Source organism: Actinokineospora sp. NBRC 105648, from assembly GCF_030269645.1.
GTDB lineage: Bacteria > Actinomycetota > Actinomycetes > Mycobacteriales > Pseudonocardiaceae > Actinokineospora.
Genome location: NZ_BSTR01000074.1, coordinates 14,961 through 29,999, shown reverse-complemented (window position 1 = coordinate 29,999; position 15,039 = coordinate 14,961). Strand labels below are relative to the sequence as shown.

Here is a 15,039-nt window from a genome sequence, read left to right as displayed (position 1 = left end):
CGCACTCTGGAACATATCGCCGCCGACCGGACCCGGATCTTCCCGATCATGGCGACCGCGATCAGCACAACGTGACGTGATGGTCATCTGACCTCACGCCAAGATCACAGACTTTGACGTTCCCCTGAGATCCCACGTGGATCGGCGGCCTCCCGCCGGAAAAGCGCAGGCGCCCACCGTCGGGGAATGCGTATTCCCCGACGTGTCGACTTCGAACGCTCCGCGACCCGAGTGGCGGTGCGCTATGCTAAGCGCCCTATCATCCGATGTCAACGCTCCAAATGCGACACGAAACGCGGCTGAACAGCGTAATCACGGTCCGCCCGGATACCGGGACCCGCTCGTCGGTCCCACCTGGAGTGTCCGCTTTCGACACCCGGCCGGACGCGGGACCGTCGCGGAGAACACCGGGGTCTCGACCACATGGCATTCCCTTTCCGGTCGTTGGTGTAGTCATCGCACCCCGCTTATCGGCCGTTAGCCGCTGACCTGGATCGTCCGCGCGGTCGGGGCGCCGACGCCTCGACCGCGCCCGTTCCGCCGGTCGCCGCGCCCGCGTCTCGCCCGCGACCGGGACGGCTCTCGACCGGTGTGAGATGCTCGACCGCGCACGACGACCGCACGCGAGAGGCGATGTAGTGGCCACCTGGACCGACGTCATCAACTACGTCCGCACCCGGTACGAGGTGCTCGACGAGACGGACAGCTGGCTGCGGTTCCGGCTGGACACCGTGGACGACCGCACGCAGCAGGTGGCGGTGCACCACGTGGTCGCCGACGACGGCACCTGGGTCGAGATCTCCTCGCCGGTCGGCTGGGCGGACAAGATCGACCTGCGGGTGCTGCTGGAGCGCGCGGGCGGTTCGCTGGTCGGTGGCGCGGCGGTGGTGGACGGGGTCGCCCTGCTCAAGCACAGCGCGCCGCTGGAGGGCCTGGGCGTGCTGGAGGAGTTCGAGCGCCCGCTGCGGCTGATCGTCGCTCGCGCGGACGATCTCGAACGCGAGTTCACCAGCTCCGACGAGTTCTGAACCCGGGTGAGCTGGGCATTTCGCCCGCTCCCGCAATTGTGAATCGTCAACTACTGTCATTCGTCAACCACTGTGACCCGTCGGACAATGACGGGTCACAGTGGTCTTCGTCATCGGTTCGCTACTCGGAATGGTTCCCGCATGGGCCGGCGGGCCGCTGGATCGCGCAGAGCCCCGCGGGATCGACGCCGGGGGCAGCACTGAGAAATCGCGTTCCCGGTACCTGGGGATAAGCGACGAAACAGTGAAATCCGGTAAAGCGATTCGCGTTGTCATTGCCCCACGGGCGCGGCAGCCGCTCCCTCTCCGGCGTAGCGGGCGGCGAGCTCGGTGCCGATCCGGGCCAGCTCTACCCGCACCGCCTGCGGTTCCAGCACCTCGATCATGGCGCCCCAGCCCGCGAGGTCGCGGGCGATGTCCAACGGGTTCGGCGCGCCCAGCCGCACCCGGGACCGGCCGTCGGCCAGGTCGGCCTCCGGCACGCAGTGCCTGCCGAACCGGTCGCGCAGCACGAACACGAACCGGGTCTCGACGAGCACCGTCGCCCAGGTCCGCGACCGGCGCCGCTCCACCTCCCCGACGACTCGCTGCCACGCCTCGGCCAGGGCGAAGTCGTCCGGGCGCTCGGCGGGCTCGTCGGTCGCCGCGGCCGCGGCGATCCGGTCGACCCGGAAGGTGCGCTGCCCCCGCTCGGTGCCCGCGATCAGGTACCAGAGCTCGTCCTTGTCGACCAGGCCCCACGGGTCGACCAGCCGCTCGGACCGCTCGCGGGCGCCGTTGGTGTAGGTGATCCGGACCTTGCGCCTGCCGACGACGGCCGCGTGCAGCAGGTCGACCACCTCGGGGCGGCGCCGGTCGCGCTCGCCCCAGCGGGTCGGGTCGATCACCGTGGCGCTCGCGGCCGCCTCGGCGTCGGCGCGGAAGGTCCGCGGCAGGGCCTGGACGAGCTTGCGCAGCGCCGCCTTCGCCTCGCCGGAGACGGCCGCCGCCGGGCCGACGAGCGCGAAGAGCGCCCGCGCCTCGGTCGCGGACAGTCCACTGAGGTCGGTCCGGGCGCCACCGACGAGGGACCAGCCGCCCCCGCGCCCCGGTTGCGGGTAGACCGGGATCCCGGCCGTGGACAGCGCCTCGAGGTCGCGGCGGGCGGTGGCGACGGAGATCTCCAGCTCGTCGGCCAGCTCGGCGGCGGTGACCCGGCCGCGGGACTGCAGGAGCAGGAGGGTGGCGACCAGCCGATCAGCGCGCATGACCCATCCTCCCGCGCGAAGTGCTCACCTGATGAGCACTTTAGCCCGCGCGCTGCCGGCGTCGTCGGTCGCCGAGACTCGGGGCGACTGGGTCGGCGGGCACGGGCCGCCTAGCGGAGCGTGGCCACCAGGTCCGCCAGGTCGGGGTCCCCGGCGGCGAGGTCCAGGGCCGCCTCCAGGGCCGCCTCGTAGGCCGGTTCGGCGGCCGACTGCCGCTCGCGGCCGTGCGCGGTGATCGCCGAGTAGATGCCGCGCCGGTCGTCGGCGCACATCGTCCGCGCGGTCAGGTCCGCCTGGTCCAGCCGGGCGACCAATCGGCTGACCGAGCTCTGGTTCAGCCCGATCGCCTCGGCGAGGTTCTGCATCCGCAGCTCACCGTGTGGCGCGACGGCGAGCCTGCTCAGCGCGCGGTACTCGGACAGGCCCAGGTCGAAGGGGGTCAGGGCGCGGGCCAGTTCCTGCTCGATCCTGCTGTGCAGTGCCACCAGCCGGTCCCACGACGTTCCCACGATGTCCACTCCTCGCCCGGTCTTGACAAGAGGATACCTGCACCGACAACATCTGTGTGTACATGCATTAGATGTACGTGCATCTAAATGGGGAGGACCACACCGATGAGCCGGTTCCTGTTCGTGCTCGGCAGTTCCCGCCAGGACGGCAACACCGAGCAGCTCGCCCGGCACGCGGCCCGGCAGCTGCCCGCCGACACCGAGCAGCGCTGGCTGTGGCTGGGCGACGTCCCGCTGCCGACCTTCGCCGACACCCGCCACGACGACCCGCTGCCGCCGCCGTCGGGGAACGAGAGGCTGTTGCTGGACGCGACGCTCGAGGCCACCGACATCGTGATCGCCTCGCCGGTTTACTGGTACAGCGTCTCGTCGAGCACGAAGACCTATTTGGACTACTGGTCGGCCTGGCTGCGAGTGCCCGAAGTGGACTTCAAGGCGCGGATGGCGGCGAAGACGCTGTGGGGGATCAGCGTGCTGGCCGAGGAGAACGCGGCCCAGGCCGATCCGCTGGCCGGGATGCTGCGCCTTTCGGCGGGATACCTGCACATGCGGTGGGGCGGTTTGCTGTTGGGGAACGGCAGTCGGCCGGGGGATGTGCAGAACGACGCGGGCGCGTTGGCGCGTGCCGGTGACTTCTTCGCGCCAGTCCGGGTGTGACCCCTGGCCGTCGCGTGTCGCCGGTTTTGTCCTTGGCTCGATCCGGGTGAACTCGGTCGTGCGGCGGTTCGGGTTTCGGCTTGGGGGTGGGGGAGGGAGGATTCGCCGCTGTGTTGGCGCACTGGGGGTTGGCGGCGGATCCTCCTTCATCGGGTGCCCATCGGGCAACCCCGGCTGACCACTATTTTCCGGGCTAGGCCATTGCATCGTTTGTGTTAATCGCCGGATGGGGTGGGGTATTCCCTTGTCCGGTGACCTTCCTCACTTGCCCCGGGAATTGTTCACCTGGGCCTCGGTCACTATGGTCGGAATTGTTGACGCTGATCAAAAGCCGTAATCGGTGGGCCGACAATTCCTGTGAGTGCCGAGGTCATGATGCGTACCCTGCTGTTGTTCGACGGGCTCGGCGGGAACACCGACGGGCTGGTCCCCGCGTTGCGGGAGTTGTACTCGCGGCCGGAGAACGCCGCTTATTTTCACGGTGTGTTCACCGTGCTGGACGATGTTCTGCGCTATGGCGATCCCGGCGCCGACATCCTGCCCGACGGATTGGACCTGCGGCATTGGCTTGATTTCGGATTCCCGAGCACCGTATTGGACAATTCAGTGGTCGCGGGGGTGTGCGTCCACGTCCACCAGGTGTGCCACCTGCTGCCCACCGGTCCCGTAGGCCGGTTGCCGGTCGTGGGCGCGCTCGGGCACAGCATCGGCTTGCAGGCCGCGATCGTTGCGGGGCTGCGGTCGCGGCGGTTGGACGACTTCCTCGCGGTGGCGGCCGGGTCGCTCCGGCTGGTCGCCATCAGCCTGGTGCGCGGCCACCAGGTCTTCCTCGACCGGGTCGGCCCCGAAGCGCTGGACCGCGAGCGGGACAGCCGTGGTCGGATGGCCGGTCCGATGGCCGCGCTGACCGGCGTCTCCCGGTCCGACCTGGCCACAGCGGTCGAGAAGTACAACGCCGACAATCCCGGCGCGTTGACGCTGAGTCTCGTCAACTCGCCCGCGGCGCACGTGCTCAGCGGCGCCGCCGAGCACCTGGTCGACTTCTCCCGCCTGGACACCGTGCGCGCGAACTGGGCCTTCCTGCCCAACACCATCCCGTTCCACAGCGAGCTGCTGGCGCCCGCGGCGCGGCTGGTGCGGGATGACCTCGACTTCATCGGGCCGGTGCCGACCCCCGCCGACCTCGCGATACCCGTCTACGCCACGGACCGGCCGCGCTTGCTCAACGACTCCGCCGACCTGGTCGAGGAGTTCCTCGACCAGGTGCTGGTGCGGCCCATCGACTGGCCCGCCGCCGTGCGGTTCGCGGTCGACGGGGTGGATCGCGTGCTCGACGTCGGCCCCGGCCCGGGGGCACGTCGGTTCACCCGGGAGTGCCTGCCCGCGCGGTCCGTGCGCTTCCAGTCGCCCCAGCAGCTCACCTGACCCGAGTAGCGGACAAGGAGAACAGCCATGCGGTGCCTACTCTTCCCCGGCCAGGGCGTGCAGCGCCGGGGCATGGGCGCGGACCTGTTCGACCGCTTCCCGGTCGAGACCGCGCTCGCCGACGACATCCTCGGCTACTCCGTCGCCGAGCTGTGCGCCCGCGACCCCGAGCGGCGGTTGCGGGACACCCGCTACGCCCAGCCCGCCGTCTTCGTCGTCAACGCCCTGCTCGGGCTCCAGCGCACCGCCGAGGTGGACTACGGGTACTTCGCCGGCCACAGCCTCGGCGAGTACAACGCGCTGGTCGCCGCCGGGGTGCTCGACCTCGCCGACGGACTGCGGCTAGTCCGTCGGCGGGCCGAGCTGATGGCCGGGGTCACCGGCGGCGGGATGTCGGCCGTGCAGGGCGTGCCGGTGGCGTTCGTGCGCCGCGCGCTGACCGAGACCGGGCTGGGCAGGGTCTTCGTCGCCAACCTCAACGCCGACACCCAGACCACCATCGCCGGTGACCGCGCCGAGTTGGCCGTGGCGGGCAAGGCGATCGCCGTGCTACCCGGCTCCCGGGTGGTGCCGATCAACGTCAGCGGCCCGTTCCACACCCCGCTGATGGTGCCCGCCGAGGCCGAGTTCCGCGCGGTCCTGGCGGGCCACGAGTTCCGGCCCGCCGCCACCCCGGTGGTCTCCAGCGTGACCGGTGAGCTCTTCGACGGCCCGGAGCTGTTGGCGCGCCAGCTGTGCGCGCCGGTGGAGTGGGTGCGCACGGTGCGCACGCTGCGCGCGGCCGGGGTCACCGACTTCGACGAGGTGCACGGCCAGACCCTGACCTCGCTTGTGAACGCGACCCGCTGACGGATGGATGAGATGAACACGGACATCGCTATCGTCGGTCTCTCGGTGGACCTGCCGCAGGTCCGCGGCCTGGACGCGTTCTGGCGCGTGATCAGCGCGGGCACCAGCCTGGCCCGGCCGTTCCCGATGGACCGGCGGGCCAAGCTGGGCGAGTACATCCAGTACCTGCGCGCCACCAGCGTCGACCCGCTCGACGAGCCGGACGTGGAGTACCACAACGGCAGCTTCCTCGACACCGTCGACACCTTCGACTACGCCGCGTTCGGGATGAACCCGCGGCAGGCGCAGCTGACCGACCCGCACCACCGGATGGCGCTGCGCGCCATGGTGCTGGCGTTCGAGGACGCCGGCTACTCCGCCGACCGGCTGCGCGGCAGCCGGACCGGGGTGTTCGTCGGGTTCGCGGTCAACCCGGGCTCGACCTACCTCGACTACATCTGCCGGGTCGACCCCTCGGTCGGCCAGCAGGCGATCACCGGCAACATCCCGGCGATGCTGGCCAACCGGCTCTCGCACCTGCTCGACCTGCGCGGGCCCAGCCTGGTGGTGGACACCGCTTGCTCGGCGACGCTGGTCGCGGTGCACCAGGCCAAGAACTCGCTGCTGGTGGGCGACTGCGAGATGGCCGTGGTCGGCGGTGCGCGGATCGTGTTCGCGCCGGTCAGGCACCCGCACTCGAACATCGGCATCGAGTCCTCCGACGGGGTCACCCGCACCTTCGACGAGGCCGCCGACGGCACCGGGTTCGGCGAGGGCTCCGGCGCGGTGGTGCTCAAGCGGCTCGACCGCGCGGTGGCCGACGGCGACCGGGTGTACGCGGTGATCAAGGGCAGCGCGGTCAACCACGACGGCAACACCGAGGGCATCACCAACCCCGACTCCGACTCCCAGGCCGAGCTGCTGCTGGCCGCCTGGCGCGACGCGGAGGTCGACCCGCGCACCATCGGCTACTTCGAGGCGCACGGCACCGCGACCCGGGTCGGCGACCCGATCGAGCACGAGGGCATCAAGCGCGCGTTCGCCAAGCACACCCAGGACCGCGGCTTCTGCGCGGTCGGCACGGTCAAGGCGAACGTGGGCCACCTGTTCGAGGGGTCGGGCGTGATCGGTCTGATCAAGGCGGTCGCTGTGCTGCGCAACCGCGCGATCCCGCCGCAGGCCAACTTCACCACCCCGAACCCGAGGCTCGACTTCGCCTCCGGGCCGCTCTACGTCTCGACCTCCCTGCGCCCGTGGGAGTCCGAGGGGCCGCGGCGCTGCGGTGTGAGCGCTTTCGGCCTCGGCGGCACCAACGCGCACGTCGTGGTCGAGGAGTACACGCAGCCCGCCGCGGCACCGTCGCTGGATCCTGAGCACCTGTTCGTGCTCAGCGCGGTGACGCTGAAGTCGCTGACCGCGTTGGTGCGCGACTACATCGCGTTCATCGACGGCGGTGGTCTGTCCACTGTGGAGCTAGCTGACGTCTGCCACACCACCCGGGTCTCCCGGGCCTCCCACCGCCACCGGGTCGCCCTGGTGGTGACCGACGTCGCCGACCTGCGGGCCCAGCTCGCGGCCCTCCTGGTCGACGGCAGGCAGACCCCGCCGGACAGCGCGCTCGGGGCCGAGGCCAAGGCGTTCCTCGCCGGTGCGCCCATCGACTGGGTCCGGCTGGCGGGGGACCGCGCGGCGCGGGTCGTGGACCTGCCGGGTTACGTCTTCGACGAGACCCTCGCCTGGATGCAGTTCCCGGACACCTGGCGCTCGCAGCTGTCGCTGACCACTGTGGACGAACGGCACCCGGTGACCCACGACGTCGAGCTCCAGCCCGTGCCCGCGCTCCCGGTGGTCGACGTCCCGGCGGGTGCCCGGGTGCTCGCACTGCTCGACCCGGACACCGACGCCGAGGCCGTGCTCACCGGGGCAGGCCTGGGGGAGTCGCGCCTGCTGCGCCTCGGTGCCCCCGTCGAGCCGGGTGGGCCCGGGTTTGACGTAACGGACGCGGACTCCCTTGAGCGGGTCGCCGCCCTGGTGGCCGACGAGGAGATCACGCACGTGGTGTTCGCGCTCGGTTTCGAGGCGAGCGCGGCGACCGACGTCGAGGAGGTCGAACGCCGCTACGCCAAGAACCTGCGCGGCCTGTTCCTGCTGACCAAGGCGCTGATGGCCGCCGGGGTCAAGGTCGAGCTGACCGTGCTGACCCGCACCGCGGTCTGCGCCGAGGACGGCGAGCCCGGGGTGGTCACCGAGAACGCGGCGCTGGTGGGCTTCGGCAAGGTCGTCGGCCGCGAGTACCCCTACATCAAGGTCAAGCACGTCGACGTCGACCTCGACGTGCCGGGGGAGGCGCTGCGGGCCGAGGTGTTCGCCGCCGAGCACGGGCTGTTCGTGCTGCGCGGCGACCGGCGGACCCGTGAGGTGTTCGTGGAGGTCCCCGAACTCGACCACGCGGCCGACGGGCCGCCCGCCTACCTCAAGTCCGGCGGCACGTACCTGATCACCGGCGGGACCGGCGCCCTCGGTCTGGCCGTCGCGACGGCGTTCGTCACGGCCCAGCCCGACATCACCGTGGTGCTGCTGAGCCGGTCCGGGCTGCCGCCGCGCGAGCGGTGGACGGGGCTCGTCGCGGCGGGCTCGCCGATGGCGGACCGGGTCGAGGTGGTGCGGGAGCTGGAGTCCCGCGGTGCCACGGTGGTCGTGGTCCCCGCCGACGCGGGCGACCCGAAGGCGTTCGCCGAGGCCGTCACCGGCATCCAACGCGCGCACGGCAGGCTCGACGGTGTCGTGCACGCGGCCGGTCTGCCCGGCGGCAGCACGCTGATGTTCCGCGAGCCAGCCGACTTCGACGACGTGGTCCGGGTCAAGCTGCACGCCGCGTTCGTGCTCGAGGAGCTGACCAAGGCCGACCCGCCGGACTTCGTCGCGCACTTCTCCTCGGTGGCCTCGGTCTTCCCGGCGCCGGGCCAGGCCGACTACGCCGCGGGCAACTACTACCTGGACAACCTCGCCCGTGCCCGGGCGGGCGGGCCCGGGCACGTGGTCGCGCTGGACTGGGTCGCCTGGAAGGAGATCGGGATGGCCGTCGACCACGGCACCAACGGCGACACCATGTTCAAGGCGCTGCCCACCGCGATCGGTCTACGGGTGCTCGACGCGGCGCTGCGCTCGGACCGGCCGCGGCTGTTCGCGGGCGAGCTGAACTACCGCGGCGAGCTGATCCACCTGCTGCGCTCCTACGACGTCACGCTGTCCCCGGACATCGACGCCAAGGTGGAGCGGCAGATGCGGGCCCTGGAGGACCGGCTCCGGGAGGCCTCGGCGAAGATCAAGTCGACGGTGGCCGCGGTCGAGGTCGAGCTGGCCGGGCGGGACGGGTTCTCCGACACCGAGTGGTCGGTCGGCCGCTGCCTCGCGCTGGCCTTCGGGTTCCCCGAGCTCGACGTCGAGGCGGACTTCTTCGACCTCGGCGGCGACTCGATCATGGCCGCCTCGGTGGCGAGCACGATCGCGGTGTGCCACGGGGTGTCCTACGACGTCGCCGACCTGCTCGCCGACCGGACCATCACCGAGATCGCCTACCACCTCGAGGAGCTCGCCGAGTTCGCCGAGACCGCCCAGTTCGAGGACGCGCCGATCGAGAATGCGCCAGTCGAGGACGCCCAGTCCGCCGGGAACGCGGTCGCCACCACGAGCGCGCTGCCGTGAGCGACGCCGCCGACCTGACCAGGGGACCGGCCCTGCGCCGGATCGTGGGCTTCGCGCTCCCGCTGACGGCCGCGAACCTGCTGCAGCAGGGCTACCTGCTCGTCGACAGCGTCGTCGTCGGGCACTACGTGGGCATCGGCGGCCTGGCCGCCATCGGCGCGTGCGGGCCGCTGTTCTACCTGCTCAACGCCATGTTCATCGGCCTGGGCACGGCGTTCACCATCCGGCTCGCGCACCTGCGCGGCGCCCGGCAGGACGGGGAACGGCGCGGCGTCGTGCTGGCGCTGGCGCTGGTCACGGTCGTCTGGTCGGTCGGCTGCGTGCTCCCGGCGACGCTGCTGTCCGGCCCGGTGCTCGGCCTGATGGGCATCCACGGGCAGTTGGCCGCCGACTGCGCGCGGTTCCTCGGGATCCTGGCGATCGGTTTCCCGGGCATCTTCGGCACGGCCGCGGTGAGCGCCTACCTGCGCGGCCTCGGCGACTCGCGGGCCGCGATGTGGGTGCAGGGGATCGGCAGCCTGCTCAACGTCGCGCTGGTCCTGCTCTTCGTCGCGGTGCTGGAGTGGGGGATCGGTGGCGCGGCGGCGGCGACCGCGGCGGCCAGCACGGCCGCGCTGCTGGTCGGGCTCGGTTGGGCGGCGCGGACGCACCCGTCCACACGCGGCGAGTCCGTGCCGGAGGTCCGCCGGGAGCTGGTCGACGCGGTGCGGCTCGGGTTCCCGTTGGCCAGCCAGCACATCATCCTCGCGGTGGGGATCATGGTGCTGGTCTGGATCATCCAGGCCTACGGCGAGGTGGTGATGGCCGCGTTCACCATCGTGTCCCGGCTGGAGCTGTTCACCGGCATGCTGTTCCTCGACTTCTCCGGCGGCGTGACCGCCTTCGTCGCGCAGAACCTGGGCGGCGCGGACCGGGAACGGGCGCGGCGGGGGCTGGTGGACACGATGGCGCTGACGCTGGGGCTCTCGGTGGTGGTCGCCGGGGTCGTGCTGCTGGCGCGCGCCCCGATCGCGGCGCTGTTCACCGACGACCTGGCCACCCGGGCGCTGACCGAGCGGTACATCGTCATCATCTACCCGTTCCTGGCGCTGTATACGGTGATGGTGGTCGCGCACGGCTACCTCAACGGTGCCCGGCGGACGGCGGTCCCGTTGGTGTGCACGGTGATCGCGTTCGTCCTCGTGCAGATCCCGTTCGCCTACCTGTTCAGCGGGGTGTTCGGCATCACCGCGGTCATGTGGGCCGTGGTGGCCGGTTGGACCGCGGGGTTGACCTACTCCCTGTTCTGCCTGCGCCGAGTGCTGTTCCCGAGCCGAGTCCCGGTGGGTGTCTCATGATCACGCGCGGCACGGCGGACGTCGTGTTCCACAGTGGACGGTCCAGGACCGGCACCCTCGCCTGGGGGCAGCGCGGCACCTGGGACATCATGGCCGAGTGGCTGCCGGAGATGAAGCCGTTCTTCGTGCTGAGCCGCTGGCTGGACATCCCGCTGCTGCTGGAGCTCGGGGACGTCCTGGACATCCTCGGCGAGCTGCTGTCCCGGCACGAGTCCCTGCGCACCCACTACCACCGCACCCCGCGCGGTGACGCGACCCAGGAGGTGCTCGCCGCCGGGACGCTCACGATCGAGGTCTTCGACCGCCCCGCCGACGACCCGGTCACCTTCGCCGACATCGTCACCGACTGCACGATCCGGCTGGGCGGCACCCCGATAGACCACGGGACCGAACTGCCGATCCGGGTCGCCGTTGCGCTGCACGAGGGGATCCCGGTCCTGCTGTACTTCGCGGTGTCGCACCTGTCGGCCGACAACAGCAGCGCGGACCTGCTGGTGACCGAACTCGGGAAGCTGTTCCGAGCCCGTGCCGACGGCCTGCCGCTCCCGCCGCCCCGCCCGGCCCAGCAGCCGCTGGACCTGGTCGCCCACGAGTCGTCACCGGAGGGGCAACTCCGCACCATCGAGGCGGTGCGGTACCTGCGGGCGCAGCTCGCCAGGCTGACGCCCGGCATGCTGCCCGCCCGGGCGGAGCCGGTCGCCCCCCGGTTCCACCGCGGCGAACTGGAGTCCGACGCGATCCCGGTCGCCGTGCGGCTGGCGGCTCGGCGGTACCGGACCACGACCTCGGTGATCCTGCTGTCGATCACCACCGCGCTGGTCCGCGACCTGGTGGTGGGGCCGGTGTACGCGCTGGAGATCATGCAAGGCAACCGAACGGCACCAGAGCTGTTCGGCACCGTGTCGAGCCTCAACCAGGCAGTCCTGACCGCGGTCGAGGTGACCGCGGGATCGTTCGCGGAGCTGGTGCGCCAGTCCGAGCAGTGCATGGCCGCCGCCGCCCGGCACGCCCGCTACGACGCCCGCGCCACCCGCGCGGTACCCCGGCAGGCTGTCCCCGGCTGCCAGTTCAATGACATGTGGTCGACGCTGCCCAGGTCCCGGGCGATCGCCGTGGACCTCGTCGAGTTGGCGGCGGCGACCACCTTCTCCTGGCCGCAGACGGCCGAGTCCGAGGGCATGTCCCTGTTCCTCGACACCCGCGGGACCTCGGAGCGGCTGCAGCTCTCCTTGATGGCCGATACGGCTTTGCTTCCCCCAGCGGAGATCCGTGCCTTCTTGTACGCGTTCGAACAGTTGGCGTTGGACCTCGCCCAGGACGCGGGCAACCCCAGTGGACGCCGTGCGTCTTGAGTAGTGCTGGGGGGCTCGTGTCGTTGACACATGCCCGCGCCGGCGACCAATTCGCTCGATTTCTCTTTGGGGGAGAAATGAAGACCCGTATTCCCGCCGTCATCGCCCTGGCGGCCACCGCCGCGCTGGTCAGCGTCGCGCCCGCGAGCGCGACCAGGCCGCAGCAGGTCACGCTCTGGCCGCCCACCGTCTCCAGTGGACAGTCGGTGACCGTGACCATCTACTGCTTCCCGCCCGCGCAGCAGACCCCGCTGGCCACCACGGTGGACTCCCGCGGCTTCCTGGCGCCGATCCCGTTGCACTACACCGGCAACGGTGGCACCGGGTTCGGCTGGGAGGTCCAGGGGACCGGCCGGACCGTGCGCACGCCCGGCCGCTACACCGTCAGCTACGACTGCTGGTCCGGGAGGGTCAGCACCGAACTGGTCGTCACCGCCTGACCTGTCGCGGGACCGTCCCGGTGTCCCGGGGCGGTCCCGCTCAAGCGGCGGTGTGCGGTGCCTGCTCCGCGTCGCCGTGCAGTTCGCGCGCGGTGCGGACCCGCGCTCGGTCCAGCATCGCCATCACCGGTGTCGCGGAGATCCCGTGCAACAGGATGGACCCGACCACCACCAGGCTCACCACCCGCCACAGGGCGTGCGGATCGGCGAAGTGGCCTTCCTGGAGCGCGTAGGCCACGTAGAACAGTGATCCGACGCCGCGCACGCCGAACGCCGCGATGACGGTCCGCTCGCGCGGTCCGGTCGGGCCGCCCAGCAGTCCGACCAGGCCCGCCAGGGGGCGCACGACCAGCAGCAGGGCGACGGCGAACACGATCTCGCGCCAGGTGAGGCCCGCGAGCACGCCGGTGGCCACCGCGCCGCCGAGCAGGAAGACCACCAGCACGGTCAGCATCCGCTCGACCTGCTCCACGTACTGGTGCAGGACGTGGTGGTAGGCCGAGCGGCGCTCGGCGGCCCTGATCACGCACGCGCACACGAACACCGCGACGAACCCGTAGCCGTGGGCCAGTTCCGTCACGCCGTAGGCCAGGAAGGTCGCCGCCAGCGCGACGAACCCCTCGGCGTGCTCGGCCAGGCGGAACTTCTTGGACGGCGCGGCGAAGAACAGCCTGCCGAGCAGCCACCCGGTCGCGACGCCGATGCCCACGCCCGCGGCCAGCCGCCACAGCACGTCGACCGCCAGCCAGTGCGCCAGCCAGCCCCCGGGTGCCGGTCCCGCCACGCTGATGGCCACCGCCGCCAGCGTGAACGGGAAGGCCAGCCCGTCGTTGAGCCCCGCCTCGGACGTCAGCGCGAACCGGGCCTCGTCGTCGTCGGAGGTGTGCTCCACCGGCTCGGCCACCTGCACCTCGCCCGCCAACACCGGGTCGGTGGGCGCCAGCGCGGCCGCGAGTAGCACCGCGGCGGCGATCCCGAGTCCCAGCAGGCTCCAGCCGAGGAACGCCACCGCGATCATGGACAGCGGCATGGTGATACCCAGCAACCGCCACGTGCTCGCCCACCGTCGCAGGCTGGGCGGGCGGTTGAGGGCCAGGCCCGCGCCCATCAGCGCCACCAGCACGCACAGCTCGGTCAGGTGCCGGGCGATCCCGCCGTCGGCGACGGGGTCGATGTCGGGTAGCGGTCCGACGAGGCCGAAGAAGAGGACCCCGGCGCCCAGGAAGACCATCGGCATCGAGAGCGGCACCCGGGACAGCACCCGCGGCAGCAGCGCCGCCGCCAGGGTCGCCAGTCCGGCTCCCGCGTAGATGATCGGACCTGACTCCACAGCGGCGGGACCTCTCGACATCCGGAAACACGTCGAACTGGAATACCCCGAATGGATTAACCCAATCGTGACGAATGCCGCGTTGCGTGTCGGCGACAGCTCCCCGGGAAAGTGCTCAGTTGGTGAGCACTTTGACGCGCAGGATGGTCCTTGTCACCGAGTCGAGGAAAGGACCACCGATGTTGCGAGGCCTGTCCACCACCAGCTTCTTCGCCGACGACATGCGGGCCGCGCGGGCCTGGTACACCGAACTGCTCGGCGTCGAGCCGTACTTCGTCCGCCCGGTCGAGGGGCCCGCGGCGTACCTGGAGTTCCGGATCGGCGACTACCAGCACGAGTTCGGGATCATCGACAGCCGCTACGCGGTCGGCGGGGCGCCCGAGCGGCCCGGCGGCGCGATCGCCTACTGGCACGTCGACGACGTGCACGGCGCGTACGAGCGGCTGCTGGCCCTCGGCGCCACCGAGCACGACCAACCGACCGAGCGCGGCCCCGGGTTCGTCACCGCCTCGGTCATCGACCCGTTCGGCAACATCCTCGGCATCATGCACAACCAGCACTACCTCGACACCCTCGCCTCCCGGTCGGGGGTGTGACATGGCGGTCGTCTCCGTCCGCACCACCGCCGAGTGGCGAGCCTGGCTGGCGGACAACCACGACACCGAGCGTGAGGTGTGGCTGGTCATCCAGCACAAGGACAGCGCCACCCCGAGCCCCCGCTACCACGAGGCGATCGAGCACGCGCTCTGCTTCGGCTGGATCGACAGCCACGCCCGCAAGCACGACGCGGGCAGCTCGGTGCTCCGGTTCAGCCCGCGCACCCCGAACAGCACGTGGAGCCGGGTGAACCGGGGGCGCGCGGCGGCCATGACCGAGCGGGGCCTGATGACCGAGCCCGGCGCGGCGCTGATCGAGCTGGCGAAGGCCAAGGGGACGTGGCAGGTACTTACCGACGAGCAGAGCACGGTGGTGCCCGACGACCTCGCTGAGCTGCTCGACCGGGACGGCACCGCCGTGGAGAACTTCGCCCGGCTCTCGCCGTCGGCCCGGCGGCTGAGGTTGGAGTGGATCGCCACCGCCAAGCGCCCGGAGACCCGGCGGCGCCGGATCACCCGGACCGTGGCCGACGCCGCCGCGGGCTTCCCGCGCTAGGCCGTACGAGGTGGGCGGCCTGGTTGTCC

At 71.3% G+C, this 15,039-nt stretch carries 13 protein-coding genes; 10 read left to right on the top strand and 3 right to left on the bottom strand.

From position 1 onward, the window contains the following. Positions 1-638: 638 nt before the first annotated feature. The gene (locus tag QSK30_RS34975) at positions 639-1,028 is read left to right on the top strand and encodes a hypothetical protein (RefSeq protein ID WP_285509676.1); all 390 of its coding nucleotides are present in this window, start codon (positions 639-641) and stop codon (positions 1,026-1,028) included. Between the two features lie 272 nt (positions 1,029-1,300). Here QSK30_RS34975 and QSK30_RS34970 read toward each other — a convergent pair whose 3' ends face one another. Both QSK30_RS34970 and QSK30_RS34965 read right to left on the bottom strand, forming a co-directional pair. Beyond that, positions 1,301-2,275: a helix-turn-helix transcriptional regulator gene (locus QSK30_RS34970; RefSeq protein ID WP_285509674.1), complete on the bottom strand. Its 975-nt coding sequence runs from the start codon at positions 2,273-2,275 to the stop codon at positions 1,301-1,303. Between the two features lie 110 nt (positions 2,276-2,385). Next, complete coding sequence (locus QSK30_RS34965; protein WP_285509672.1) at positions 2,386-2,784, bottom strand: MarR family winged helix-turn-helix transcriptional regulator; 399 nt, start codon at positions 2,782-2,784, stop codon at positions 2,386-2,388. A 105-nt stretch (positions 2,785-2,889) separates the two neighbouring features. Here QSK30_RS34965 and QSK30_RS34960 point away from each other — a divergent pair, with 105 nt between their 5' ends. From QSK30_RS34960 to QSK30_RS34930, 7 genes are all read left to right on the top strand, one after another. Beyond that, positions 2,890-3,441 carry a flavodoxin family protein gene (locus QSK30_RS34960; protein ID WP_285509670.1) on the top strand — a complete coding sequence of 184 codons (552 nt, stop codon included), beginning with the start codon at positions 2,890-2,892 and terminating at the stop codon, positions 3,439-3,441. Positions 3,442-3,813: 372 nt separating this feature from the next. Next, positions 3,814-4,866 (top strand): hypothetical protein, encoded by a 1,053-nt coding sequence (locus QSK30_RS34955; protein WP_285509668.1) that lies wholly within the window; start codon positions 3,814-3,816, stop codon positions 4,864-4,866. A gap of 27 nt (positions 4,867-4,893) precedes the next feature. Further along, entirely contained in the window at positions 4,894-5,715 is an 822-nt protein-coding gene (locus tag QSK30_RS34950; protein WP_285509667.1) for an ACP S-malonyltransferase, read from the top strand. Between the two features lie 12 nt (positions 5,716-5,727). Continuing rightward, the gene (locus QSK30_RS34945; protein WP_285509665.1) at positions 5,728-9,399 is read left to right on the top strand and encodes an SDR family NAD(P)-dependent oxidoreductase; all 3,672 of its coding nucleotides are present in this window, start codon (positions 5,728-5,730) and stop codon (positions 9,397-9,399) included. Further along, entirely contained in the window at positions 9,396-10,736 is a 1,341-nt protein-coding gene (locus QSK30_RS34940) for an MATE family efflux transporter (RefSeq protein WP_285509663.1), read from the top strand. The genes QSK30_RS34945 and QSK30_RS34940 overlap by 4 nt, the downstream gene beginning before the upstream one ends. Continuing rightward, the gene (locus QSK30_RS34935; RefSeq protein WP_285509661.1) at positions 10,733-12,088 is read left to right on the top strand and encodes a condensation domain-containing protein; all 1,356 of its coding nucleotides are present in this window, start codon (positions 10,733-10,735) and stop codon (positions 12,086-12,088) included. Before QSK30_RS34940 ends, QSK30_RS34935 begins: the two co-directional genes overlap by 4 nt. Before the next feature lie 77 nt (positions 12,089-12,165). Then, entirely contained in the window at positions 12,166-12,528 is a 363-nt protein-coding gene (locus QSK30_RS34930; RefSeq protein WP_285509659.1) for a hypothetical protein, read from the top strand. Between the two features lie 40 nt (positions 12,529-12,568). Here the strand turns inward: QSK30_RS34930 and QSK30_RS34925 are convergent, their stop codons facing one another. Further along, positions 12,569-13,879, bottom strand: a complete 1,311-nt coding sequence (locus QSK30_RS34925; protein ID WP_285509657.1) for a cation:proton antiporter — start codon at positions 13,877-13,879, stop codon at positions 12,569-12,571. A gap of 158 nt (positions 13,880-14,037) precedes the next feature. Between QSK30_RS34925 and QSK30_RS34920 the strand changes: the two genes are divergently transcribed. After that, a complete protein-coding gene (locus QSK30_RS34920) occupies positions 14,038-14,454 on the top strand; it encodes a VOC family protein (RefSeq protein WP_285509655.1) in 417 nt (138 codons plus the stop codon). Position 14,455: 1 nt separating this feature from the next. After that, positions 14,456-15,010, top strand: coding sequence for a YdeI/OmpD-associated family protein (locus QSK30_RS34915; RefSeq protein ID WP_285509653.1), 555 nt, complete (start codon positions 14,456-14,458; stop codon positions 15,008-15,010). Positions 15,011-15,039 lie beyond the last annotated feature (29 nt).